Source organism: Streptomyces sp., from assembly GCF_031181705.1.
Taxonomy (GTDB): domain Bacteria; phylum Actinomycetota; class Actinomycetes; order Streptomycetales; family Streptomycetaceae; genus Streptomyces.
The window spans coordinates 1-10487 of record NZ_JAPSKN010000173.1 but is presented as its reverse complement, the minus strand read 5'-3'; the positions used below and the strand labels follow the sequence as shown (position 1 = coordinate 10487).

The 10487-nt window shown below is 73.8% G+C and carries 12 protein-coding genes and 1 pseudogene; 4 read left to right on the top strand and 9 right to left on the bottom strand.

Annotation, left to right across the window (positions count from 1 at the left end):
- Nucleotides 1-197 (top strand): annotated as a pseudogene (locus tag RIN80_RS24180) (transcriptional regulator); the annotation flags it as partial.
- On the opposite strand, the gene RIN80_RS24175 reads toward RIN80_RS24180, so the two are convergent.
- The 4 genes from RIN80_RS24175 to RIN80_RS24160 form a co-directional block, all read right to left on the bottom strand.
- The gene (locus tag RIN80_RS24175) at nt 194-2368 is read right to left on the bottom strand and encodes a 3-hydroxyacyl-CoA dehydrogenase NAD-binding domain-containing protein (protein ID WP_309097753.1); all 2175 of its coding nucleotides are present in this window, start codon (nt 2366-2368) and stop codon (nt 194-196) included. The pseudogene RIN80_RS24180 and the gene RIN80_RS24175 overlap by 4 nt on opposite strands.
- A 34-nt stretch (nt 2369-2402) precedes the next feature.
- Nucleotides 2403-3617 (bottom strand): acetyl-CoA C-acetyltransferase, encoded by a 1215-nt coding sequence (locus RIN80_RS24170; protein WP_309097752.1) that lies wholly within the window; start codon nt 3615-3617, stop codon nt 2403-2405.
- 11 nt (nt 3618-3628) lie between these two features.
- Nucleotides 3629-4774, bottom strand: coding sequence for a CaiB/BaiF CoA-transferase family protein (locus RIN80_RS24165; RefSeq protein ID WP_309097751.1), 1146 nt, complete (start codon nt 4772-4774; stop codon nt 3629-3631).
- Between the two features lie 109 nt (nt 4775-4883).
- Nucleotides 4884-5264, bottom strand: coding sequence for an MmcQ/YjbR family DNA-binding protein (locus RIN80_RS24160; RefSeq protein ID WP_309097750.1), 381 nt, complete (start codon nt 5262-5264; stop codon nt 4884-4886).
- Between the two features lie 91 nt (nt 5265-5355).
- Here RIN80_RS24160 and RIN80_RS24155 point away from each other — a divergent pair, with 91 nt between their 5' ends.
- Nucleotides 5356-6534, top strand: a complete 1179-nt coding sequence (locus tag RIN80_RS24155) for a saccharopine dehydrogenase NADP-binding domain-containing protein (protein WP_309097749.1) — start codon at nt 5356-5358, stop codon at nt 6532-6534.
- Nucleotides 6535-6550: 16 nt separating this feature from the next.
- Here RIN80_RS24155 and mmpA read toward each other — a convergent pair whose 3' ends face one another.
- The gene (mmpA, locus tag RIN80_RS24150; protein WP_309097748.1) at nt 6551-6697 is read right to left on the bottom strand and encodes a morphogenic membrane protein MmpA; all 147 of its coding nucleotides are present in this window, start codon (nt 6695-6697) and stop codon (nt 6551-6553) included.
- Between the two features lie 104 nt (nt 6698-6801).
- Between mmpA and RIN80_RS24145 the strand changes: the two genes are divergently transcribed.
- Nucleotides 6802-6996: a hypothetical protein gene (locus RIN80_RS24145; protein ID WP_309097747.1), complete on the top strand. Its 195-nt coding sequence runs from the start codon at nt 6802-6804 to the stop codon at nt 6994-6996.
- Here the strand turns inward: RIN80_RS24145 and RIN80_RS24140 are convergent.
- The 3 genes from RIN80_RS24140 to RIN80_RS24130 form a co-directional block, all read right to left on the bottom strand.
- Nucleotides 6984-7676, bottom strand: a complete 693-nt coding sequence (locus RIN80_RS24140) for an endonuclease V (RefSeq protein ID WP_309097746.1) — start codon at nt 7674-7676, stop codon at nt 6984-6986. The two genes, RIN80_RS24145 and RIN80_RS24140, sit on opposite strands and share 13 nt — an antisense overlap.
- Nucleotides 7677-7750: 74 nt before the next feature.
- Nucleotides 7751-8074: a hypothetical protein gene (locus RIN80_RS24135; RefSeq protein ID WP_062930312.1), complete on the bottom strand. Its 324-nt coding sequence runs from the start codon at nt 8072-8074 to the stop codon at nt 7751-7753.
- Nucleotides 8075-8144: 70 nt separating this feature from the next.
- Entirely contained in the window at nt 8145-9239 is a 1095-nt protein-coding gene (locus tag RIN80_RS24130) for an oxidoreductase (protein WP_309097755.1), read from the bottom strand.
- A gap of 257 nt (nt 9240-9496) precedes the next feature.
- Between RIN80_RS24130 and RIN80_RS24125 the strand changes: the two genes are divergently transcribed.
- On the top strand, nt 9497-9913 hold the full coding sequence (locus RIN80_RS24125) for an SsgA family sporulation/cell division regulator (protein ID WP_309097754.1): 417 nt from the start codon (nt 9497-9499) through the stop codon (nt 9911-9913).
- Here RIN80_RS24125 and RIN80_RS24120 read toward each other — a convergent pair.
- Nucleotides 9894-10247, bottom strand: a complete 354-nt coding sequence (locus tag RIN80_RS24120) for an isocitrate lyase/phosphoenolpyruvate mutase family protein (RefSeq protein ID WP_309097745.1) — start codon at nt 10245-10247, stop codon at nt 9894-9896. The genes RIN80_RS24125 and RIN80_RS24120 overlap by 20 nt on opposite strands.
- Nucleotides 10248-10487 lie beyond the last annotated feature (240 nt).

The window sequence follows — 10487 nt, the reverse complement described above, 5'->3', positions numbered from 1 at the left end:
CGCGCGCCGCGGCCCGGGAACTCTCCCAGCTCTTCCGCGCCGAGATGGCGGAGCGCGACGCGCGGGACGTGCGGTCCCTGTCGGCGCACATGCACCCCTTGGTGGTGCAGGCGCTCCTCACCGCGTTCCAGCGCTCGCTCAGGGAAGAGCTGGGCGAGTGGCTGACCGGTCCTGCCGGCGGGCCGGCCGCCGACTAGTCGGCGAAGCGCTCCCCCTTCTCCGCCTTCTCGACGAGCAGGGCCGGCGGGGTGAACCGGTCGCCGTAGCGCTCGGCGAGCTCCCGCGCGCGGGCCACGAAGCCGGGCAGCCCGCCCTCGTAGCCGTTGATGTACTGGAGCACGCCGCCGGTCCAGCCGGGGAAGCCGATGCCGAACAGCGAGCCGATGTTGGCGTCCGCGACGGAGGTCAGCACGCCCTCCTCCAGCAGCCGGACGGTGTCCAGCGCCTCGGCGAAGAGCATCCGTTCCTGCATGTCCCGGAACGGGATCCGGTGGCCGGGCTTCGTGAAGTGCTCGCGCAGGCCCGGCCAGAGTCCGGTGCGCCTGCCGTCCTCGTCGTAGTCGTAGAAACCGGCGCCGCCGCCGCGGCCCGTGCGGCCGAACTCGTCGACCATGCGGTCGATGACGGCCTCGGCGGGGTGGGGCGTCCAGGTGCCGCCCGCCTCCTCGACCGCCCGCTCGGTCTCGGCACGGATCCTGCGCGGCAGGGTGAGGGTCAGCTCGTCCACGAGGGACAGGACCTTGGCCGGGTAGCCGGCCTGGGCGGCGGCCTGTTCGACGGAGGCGGGCTCGACGCCCTCGCCGACCATGGCGACGCCCTCGTTGATGAAGTGCCCGATGACGCGGGAGGTGAAGAAGCCGCGCGAGTCGTTGACGACGATCGGCGTCTTGTCGATCTGCCGGACCAGGTCGAAGGCGCGGGCCAGGGCCTCCTCGCCCGTGCGCTCGCCCTTGATGATCTCCACGAGCGGCATCTTGTCGACGGGCGAGAAGAAGTGCAGGCCGACGAAGTCGCCCTGGCGCTCGACGCCTTCTGCGAGGGCGGTGATGGGCAGGGTGGAGGTGTTGGAGCACAGCAGCGCGTCGGGGGCGACGGCGTGCTGGATCTCCTGGAACACCTTGTGCTTGACGGAGGTGTCCTCGAAGACGGCCTCGATGACCGCGTCGCAGCCGGCCAGGTCCTGGACCTCGGCCGTGGGCGTGATGCGGGCGAGCAGCGCGTCGGCCTTCTCCCGGGTCGTGCGGCCCTTGGCGACGGCCTTGGCGCACAGCTTCTCGGAGTAGCCCTTGCCCTTGAGAGCCGCCTCCAGGGACACGTCCTTGAGCACGACGTCGATGCCGGCGCGGGCACAGGAGTAGGCGATGCCGGCGCCCATCATGCCGGCGCCGAGGACGGCGACCCTGCGGACCGTGCGCGGCTCGACGCCCTTGGGGCGGCCGGCGCCGGAGTTGACGGCCTGGAGGTCGAAGAAGAACGCCTGGATCATGTTCTTCGAGGTCTGCCCGGCGGCCAGTTCGACGAAGTAGCGGGCCTCGATGACCTGGGCGGTCTCGAAGTCGACCTGGGCGCCCTCGACGGCGGCGGCGAGGATGTTGCGCGGGGCCGGGTAGGGGGCGCCTTTGGTCTGCTTGCGCAGGGTGGCCGGGAAGGCGGGCAGGTTCGCGGCGAACGTGGGGTCGGCCGGTGTGCCGCCGGGGATCCTGTAGCCCGGCCGGTCCCAGGGCTGCTGCGACTCGGGGTGGGCGTCGATGAAGGCGCGGGCCTTGGCGAGCAGGTCCTGGGGGCTGTCGGCGATCTCGTCGACGAGGCCGTTCTCCAGGGCGCGGCGCGGGCTGTACTGGGTGCCCTGGAGGAGGACCTTCAGCAGGGCGTCGGCGATGCCCAGCAGCCGGACGGCGCGCACGACGCCGCCGCCTCCGGGGAGCAGGCCGAGGGTGACCTCGGGGCAGCCGATCTTGGAGCCGGGCGCGTCCAGTGCGACGCGGTGGTGGCAGGCCAGGGCGATCTCGTAACCGCCGCCGAGGGCCGCGCCGTTGAGGGCGGCGACGACGGGCTTGCCGAGGGTCTCGATGCGGCGCAGGTTCCGCTTGACGGCCATGCCGCCGTCGAACAGTTCCTGGGCGGTCTCGGGCGTGACCCGGATGAGGTCGCGCAGGTCCCCGCCGGCGAAGAAGGTCTTCTTGGCCGAGGTGATGATGACGCCCCGGATGGTGTCCTTCTCGGCCTCCAGACGGTCGGTGACGGCGGCGAGGGACTCGCGGAACGCCTGGTTCATGGTGTTCACGGACTGGTTCGGGTCGTCGATGACCAGGGTGACGAGGCCGGTGCGGTCCTGCTCCCAGCGGATGGTGGTGGACTCAGTGCTCATGTGGAGGTGCTCCGTGTGATCCGTCAGGAGGAGGTCAGATGCGCTCGATGATCGTGGCGACGCCCATGCCGCCGCCGACGCACAGCGTGGCCAGGCCGTAGCGCTTGTCCTGGCGCTCCAGTTCGTCGACGAGGGTGCCGAGGATCATCGCGCCGGTGGCGCCGAGGGGGTGGCCGAGCGCGATCGCGCCGCCGTTGACGTTGACCTTGTCCAGGGACAGGCCCATGTCCCGCGCGTAGCGCAGCACGACTGCCGCGAACGCCTCGTTGATCTCGACGAGGTCGATGTCGTCGATGGTCAGCCCGGCCTTGGCGAGGGCCTTGCGGGTGGCGGGCGCGGGGCCGGTGAGCATGATGGTGGGCTCGGAGCCGGAGACCGCGGCGGAGACGATCCGCGCGCGGGGCGTGAGCCCGTAGCGCTCGCCGACCTCCTTGGAACCGATCGCGACGAGCGAGGCGCCGTCGACGATGCCGGAGGAGTTGCCCGCGTGGTGGACGTGGTCGATCTTCTCCACCCAGTGGTACTGCTGGAGCGCGACCGCGTCGAATCCTCCGTGTTCGCCGATGTCCGCGAAGGACGGCTTCAGCCTGGCGAGGGAGTCGGCGGTGGTGCCGGGGCGCGGGAACTCGTCGTGGTCGAGGACGACGAGCCCGTTGCGGTCCTTCACGGGGACCACGGACCGGTCGAAGCGGCCTTCCTTCATGGCGGTCGCGGCCCGCTCCTGGGAGAGCGCGGCGTACTCGTCGACGTCCCGGCGGGAGAAGCCCTCGATGGTGGCGATGAGGTCGGCGCCGATGCCCTGCGGCACGAAGTTGACCTGGAGGTTGGTCATCGGGTCGTTGAACCAGGCGCCGCCGTCGGAGGCCATCGGCACCCGGGACATCGACTCGACACCGCCCGCGAGGACGAGGTCCTCCCAGCCGGAACGGACCTTCGCCGCGGCCAGGTTGACGGCTTCCAGGCCCGAGGCACAGAAGCGGTTCTCCTGCACTCCGGCGACCGTGTCGGGCAGTCCTGCGGCGATGGCGGCGATCCGGGCGATGTCGGAGCCCTGGTCGCCGACCGGGCCGACGACGCCGAGCACGATGTCGTCGACGGCGGCCGGGTCGAGGCCGGGGAACCGGGCGCGGATCTCGTGGATGAGTCCGACGACCAGGTCGATGGGCTTGGTGCCGTGCAAAGCGCCGTTGGCCTTGCCCCGCCCCCGCGGGGTGCGGATCGCGTCGTAGACGTACGCTTCGGTGCTCACGAGGAGGCCTTTCACTTCGGGGTGCGGGACGAGGGGAGCAGCCCGGGGACGTCCCAGTCCCGGGCGACGTCCGCCGTGTCGGCGCCGGGCCGGGCCGGGCCGCCGCGGACGGAGGTCGGGGTCGTGGAGAAACGGGGGGCCGGGGCGGGCTGGGTGATGCCGCCGTGGTCGGTGAAGGTGCCGCGGGCGGCCAGGTGCGGATGGTGCGGGGCCTCGCGCAGCGACAGTACGGGCGCCACGCACGCGTCGGTGCCGTCGAACACGGCCGTCCACTCGTCGCGGGTGCGGCTCCTGAAGCGGGCGGCGACCTCCTCGCGCAGTTCCCCCCAGCGGGCGACGTCCGTGCGGGCGGCGCCCCGGCCCTCGATCCCCAGCAGGGCGAGGAACTCCGCGTAGAACCCCGGCTCCAGGGCGCCGACGGCCATGTACCGGCCGTCGGCCGTCTCGTAGGTGCCGTAGTAGGGGCAGCCGCCGTCGAGGAGGTTGGCGCCGCGGCGGTCCTGCCAGCCGCCGGCGGCGAGCATGCCGTGGATCATCGTGGCCAGGTGGGCGGTGCCGTCGACGATGGCGGCGTCCACGACCTGCCCGGCCCCGGTCGCCCGCGCGTGGTGGAGAGCGGCGAGGACGCCGACGACGAGGTAGAGGGAGCCGCCCGCGTAGTCGCCGAGCAGGTTGGCGGGGACCGGCGGCGGCTCGTCGGGGCGGCCGATCAAGCCGAGTGTGCCGGTGGGGGCGATGTAGGCGATGTCGTGTCCCGCCCGCGGGGCGAGCGGCCCGTCCTGGCCCCAGCCGGTCATCCGGCCGTACACCAGGCGCGGGTTGCGGGCGTGGCAGTCCCCGGGCCCGACACCGAGGCGCTCGGCGACGCCGGGGCGGTAGCCCTCGACCAGGATGTCGGCGCGAGCGGCCAGGGCGAGCACCCGGTCCGGGCCGTCCGGGGCTTTCAGGTCGACGAGCACCGAGCGCTTGTTGCGGTTGGTGACGTCGTAGGCCGGGTCGATGGCGAGCCCGGGGCCGCCGGGCCGGTCCACGCGTACGACGTCGGCGCCGAGGTCGGCCAGGAGCATGGCGGCGAACGGGCCGGGTCCGATCCCGGCCAGCTCGACGACGCGCACGCCGGTGAGCGGGCCGTGTGCTGCCGTCCCTGCCGTGGTCATCCGGCCCCCAGGTCTGTGACACACATGATGTAACACCAGTGATGCTAAGAACGCGTTCCACTCGGCACAAGAGCTGAACGAGCAAGCGCTTGGTAATGTGCCGCACAGGTCAGGCCTCGTCCAGCTCCGCCGTCAGCCGTTTCGGCGCGATCACCCGGTAGCTCTCCTCCACCCAGTCGCACAGGAGTTCCGCGGCCGGGGCGCCCTGCGCTTCCAGGGGGATGCTCACCCAGCCCGCCTTGCCCAGGCCGTATCCGGCGGGCTCGGCTCCGGGGCACGCCAGCGCGTGCGCGTGCGCCGTCTCGTCCGTGAGCTTCACCGTCACCCCGAGGGGGTGACTGCCGTCCTCCGCACCGAGGAAGACGAACACCTTCCGGTTGACCTTCGCGACGGACTCGCCCCACGGGAACTCCTCCACGGCACACGGCAGCCCCAGCGCGAACGCGCGCACTTTCTCCCGCTTCTTCAGGGCATTCCTGGGCACGGCCATCGCGTTCCTCCGGGCTCGTCGTCGGGCTCCGCACCGTTCACGCTAGCCTCGGCCACCGACAGCGGCACGGGCTGCGCGACCGAGGGGTGTCATGAACAGGCAAAGCAGGACGGACCGTCCCTACGACATCGTGCTCTTCGGAGCAACCGGTTTCGCCGGCACGCTCACCGCCGAGTACCTGGCCGAGCACGCGCCGGAGGGGCTGCGCTGGGCGATCGCGGGCCGCAGCGAGGCGAAGCTGGCGCGGCTGCGGGAGCTGCTGCCCGGCAAGGCGCAGGTGGATGTGGTGCGGGCGGACGTGTCGGAACCGGCCTCGCTGCTAGCCCTCGCCGAACGGGCACGCGTGGTGGCCACGACGGTCGGGCCGTACGTCGCCTACGGTGAGGCGCTCGTCGCCGCCTGCGCGGACGCCGGGACGGACTACCTGGACCTGTGCGGCGAGCCGGAGTTCGTGGACCTGATGTACGTCCGGCACGACGCACGCGCGCGGGAGACCGGGGCGCGGCTGGTGCACGCCGCCGGGTTCGACTCGATCCCGCACGACCTGGGCGTGTACTTCACCGTGCAACAGCTGCCCCAGGAGGTGCCGCTGAGCATCGAGGGCTTCGTGTCCGCCGACGCGGCCTTCTCGGGCGGGACCTTCGCCTCGGCCCTCAACCAGTTCGCACGGCAGCGGCAGATGGCGGCCGCCGCGCGGGACCGGCGGCGGCACGAGCCGCGGCTGGTGGGCCGGCGGGCTTCGGCGCCGCTGGGCGGGCCGCGGTTCGCCCAGGAGGTCGGGGCGTGGGCGCTGCCGCTGCCGACCATCGACCCGCAGATCGTGCGGCGTTCGGCGGCGGCCCTGGACCGGTACGGGCCCGACTTCCGCTACCGCCAGTACGCGGCCGTGCGCCGGCTGCCGGTCGCGGTGGGCGGGGTCGCGGCCGTGGGCGCGCTGGTGGCGGCGGCCCAGGTGCCGCCCGCGCGGCGCTGGTTGTCGAACCGGCTCGCGCCCGGGGACGGGCCGGACCCGCAGAAGCGGGCCAGGAGCTGGTTCTCCGTGCGCTTCGTGGGCGAGGGCGGTGGCCGGCGGGTGTACACGGAGGTGTCGGGCGGCGATCCCGGCTACGGCGAGACGGCGAAGATGCTGGCCGAGTCGGCGCTGTGCCTGGCCTTCGACGAGCTGCCGAGGACGGCCGGCCAGGTCACCACGGCGGTCGCGATGGGCGACGCGCTCGTCGGCCGGTTGCGGGCGGCCGGCATCCGCTTCCGCGTGGCGTCGGTGCGCTGAGGAGTCGCCGGGTGGTCTACAGCGGCCACTCGGCGATGGTGTAGATCATCCCGGCTACCCAGCCGAGCCCCGCGAGCACAGCGAGGATCAGGCCGATGGTGACGGCCCGCTCGACGGTCTGGGTCGGGCCGGCAACTGGCTTGGGCGCGCGGTGCGTTGTCATGCCCACCAGCCTGCCGAGAGGGGGTCGGGCAGACATCCGTACACGTACTCAGAGGTGGTACTCACTTCCGGCCGCCTCGTCCGGCCGGAAGCCTCTGCCCCGGCTTGGGAGTTCTCCCGGCCGCGCTCGGCGACCGCGCACGAAGTGCCGACAAGAACGCGCTGCTGGAGCGCGCCGGGTTCGAGGTGCGCGACGTCGAGCTGCGCCATCACGCGCGCCGTCCCGGCGACGGGTCGGCGATCCAGGACTCGGAGCACCGGGAGGTGGGCCGCCGACGGGTGGAGGGTCAGGCCGGGTAGGTCGCCCGCAGCGCCTCGCGGCACAGCGCGTCCGCCCTGCGGGTGGTTTCCGGGAGGCGGTACGCGGGGGTCAGGGCGAGGGTGTGGGCGCAGGCGTTGGCCAGGCTCACGCGGTGGCCCGCCGAGACGAAGACCGGCTTGACCCCGTCCCGGGTGCGCAGGGCGCGGCCGACCTCCTCGTCGCCGGCGAGCAGCGCCGAGGTGCTGCCGCGCGGGCTGTCCGGGGCGTCGTGGGTGAAGGTGAACGGGTTCTTGGCGACGCCGATCGTGGGCAGACCCGTCAGGACGCCGAGGTGGCTCGCGAGGCCGAAGCGGCGGGGGTGGGCGAGGCCGTAGCCGTCGCAGACGACCAATCCGGGGTCGCACGGCAGGGCTTCGAGGGCGGCCAGGACCGTGGGGATCTCGCGGAAGGCGAGCAGTCCGGGCACGTAGGGAAAGGAGATCCGGCCCACCGCGGTGGCCTGGGCGACGACGTCGAGGCTCGCCGCGTCCAGGACGACGGCGGCCGCCGCGACGACGTCGCGGTCGTCGTCGTAGGCGACGTCGACACCCGTGACACGGCCGCTTCCGGGCGGCGGGCCCGGCTCGTCGAGGACGACCCGCTCGCGCAGGGCGTCCTGGACGGCGCGCGCCTGCTCCTCGGTGGCGGGCCAGTCCTCGGGGATGCGTACGGTCGTCATGGTGCCCCGAGCCTACGTCGCGCGCCGAGGCAGGCGGGGTCGGGGTGTCCCGCCTGCCTCGTGGAGCGGGCGCCTCACTTGCCCAGTGCGCGCTGCAACTGGCTCTTGTTCATGCTGGAACGGCCCTCGACGCCCTTGCGCTTGGCCTCCTGGTACAGCTGGTCGTAGGTGGGGCCCTGGGAGCCCTGCCCCGACCGCTGACCGCCGCGCTTGCCGGACGACATGTCCTTGGTGGACGTGCGGCTGGCCGTCTTCGACTCGCCGGAGCGGGCGCGTTCCTTGTTCACCGTCCGTGCGGCGATCTCCTTGGCGCGGCCGGTGCTCTCGCCCCGGTCCTTCGCGCTCTCCTTGATGTGCTCGTACTGGCGCTCCCGCTTGGAACTGGAACCGCGTGGCATTCTCGCTCACTTCCTTTCACGTCCCGTGAACGGGTACCCACACTGCCAACCCTCACCGCACCCCGCTCGCTCAGTGCTCCAGGCGGGCCACCCGCCCCTTCTCGCCGGCGGCCCAGCAGCCGTGGTCCGGAGCGCAGTCGACGGTGTCGTAGGAGCCCGCGTCGACGGTCCGCCAGGTGCGGCCGGCGTCGCTGGTGAGGTCGGTGCCGGTGGGGCCGACGGCGAGGGCGGCGGCGCGGCTGCGCGGGAGCCAGGCGACGCCGGAGCGGTAGGCGGGGGGAGGTGTGGCCGCGGGACGCCAGCCGCGGCCGCCGTCGGACGTGCGCGCGGCGGTGCGGGGCGAGGGCTCCTCGGGGCGGAAGTCACCGCCGACGGCGAGGCCGTGGGCCCGGTCGCGGAAGGCCAGGGCGAAGACCCCGCGGGCCGGGTCGCCCGCCGGGAGGGGCATGCCGGTGGCCCGCCAGGTGTGCCCCCGGTCGGCGGAGTGCAGCACGCGCGCGTGCGCTGCCCCGCCGGTGGCGATCCAGGCGTCCCGCGGCCCGGACGTCACCAGGCACTGCCCGCTCGCGGCGAAGGCGGCCTCTCCCTCCTGCGCGGGCGGCATGCCCCCGTCCGGCAGCACCGTCCAGGTCCGGCCGCCGTCACCGGTGGACAGGATGCGGAACCTCCCGTCCACCGGGTCGCTCAGGGCGAGGCCGTGGCGGTGGTCGAAGAAGGCGAGGCAGTCGTAGAAGGCCCTCGGGTCGGTGTTGCGGAAGGACTCCGTCCAGGTCGTTCCGCCGTCGTCGGTGCGGTAGACGCGGGACGCCTCGCCCTCGCCGATGGCCAGGACGACGGCCCGGCGCGCGTCGAACGCCTCGACGTCCCGGAACTGCAACTCCCCGGCGCCCGGCGGGGAGACGTTCCGCCAGGTGGCACCGCCGTCGGTGGTGCGCAGCACGGTGCCGGCGGTGCCCGCGGCCCAGGCGGTGTTCCGGCCGACGGCGGCGAGACCGCGGAACCGCACGTCCGGGGTGCCGGTGTCCTTGAGCTCCCAGCGCGGCACCCGGCGGTCCGGCTCCCCCGCCCCCGCGGGCCCGGTGGTCAGGGCGGCCAGTGCCGCCGCGCACGCCGTGGCCGCGATCACGCCGCGCCTTGTCCGTCCCGTCCGTCGCCTGCTCCCCATCCGCCTCATGGCCGGGGAAGCTAGCCCACCGCCCGGGAGGCGTCCAGACGGCCTCGTGGTCACGCCGGGCTGCCCGGCAGGCGTCACAAGTGCCCTTCGGGGCACACGAGGAGAGCCAGGTCACTCCCGCGCATGAACGCGGTGACAGAGGTCACTCGCATCTCGTGTGCACGGAATGGCCGATTCCATCGTCTCTTCCCATGCCCGGCCTCATCCGCCCGGACGTGTCCGTCCAGCCGTCACAAGGGAGCAAGGCGTTGTCCATCGTCATCGAGCAGCCCGTGGAGGCCCGCCTCGTCGCCGCCGCGCCGCGTATGCCGAGCATTCCCGCGACGCTGCACTACGACCGGCGCGACCCGTTCGCCGTCCGTATGTCCTTCCCCGCCCCGGCGACGCTGGAGGGCGTCGACGTGTGCTGGACCTTCTCCCGCGAGCTGCTCGCCGCCGGGTTGAGCAACTCCGAGGGGCACGGCGACGTGCGAGTGCGGCCCTACGGGTACGACCGCACGGTGCTGGAGTTCCACGCCCCCGAGGGCACCGCCGTGGTGCACGTCCGGTCGAGCGAGATCCGCTCGTTCCTTGCGGCGACGAGCGAGCTCGTTCCCGTCGGCCTCGAACACCTGCAGCTGGACCTCGACCACGGCCTGGCGGAGCTCATGCGGGACGCCTGCTGAGCGTCGACACGGCGCCGGGAAGAGGGTGTTGACCCCGCCGTAGCCGAGCCCTCCGGGTCAGCGACCGGTAGGTGCCCGCCGCCGGCAGCTCCCGCGCGGCTCGGCGGACCAAGGGGTGCGCGGCCCGGGCGAGGCCCGGGCCGGTGCTGACGCGGGTGGCGCCCAGGGCGGCCGGTTCGGCGACCGGCGGCACGCCGGGACCGGCCATGGCGTGGAGCGGGCCGTCGACGCCCGCCACGAGCTCTCCGACGGTTCCCGGGTCGACGGCCCCGGGGGCCCCGGGGACGAAGATCCCGTCGGCGCCCGCGGCCCGGAGGGCGGCGGCCCGCTCCACGGTGAGGCCTCCCCCACTGCCCCGAAGGCGCGGGAGGTGCCCCCGCCCCGGCGCCGCTCGGGAAGGTGCCGGGGCGGGCGTTGACGAACAGCGGCGCCCCCGCCGCGTCGGCCGCCTCGCGCGCGGCGGCGACCCGCTCGGCCCGCTCGGCGACGTTCGCGCGGCGGCCCGCCCGTCGCGGCGCCGTGCACCGCGTCCGCGATGTTCACGCCCACCGCCCCGGCGGCGAGGACCGCGCGG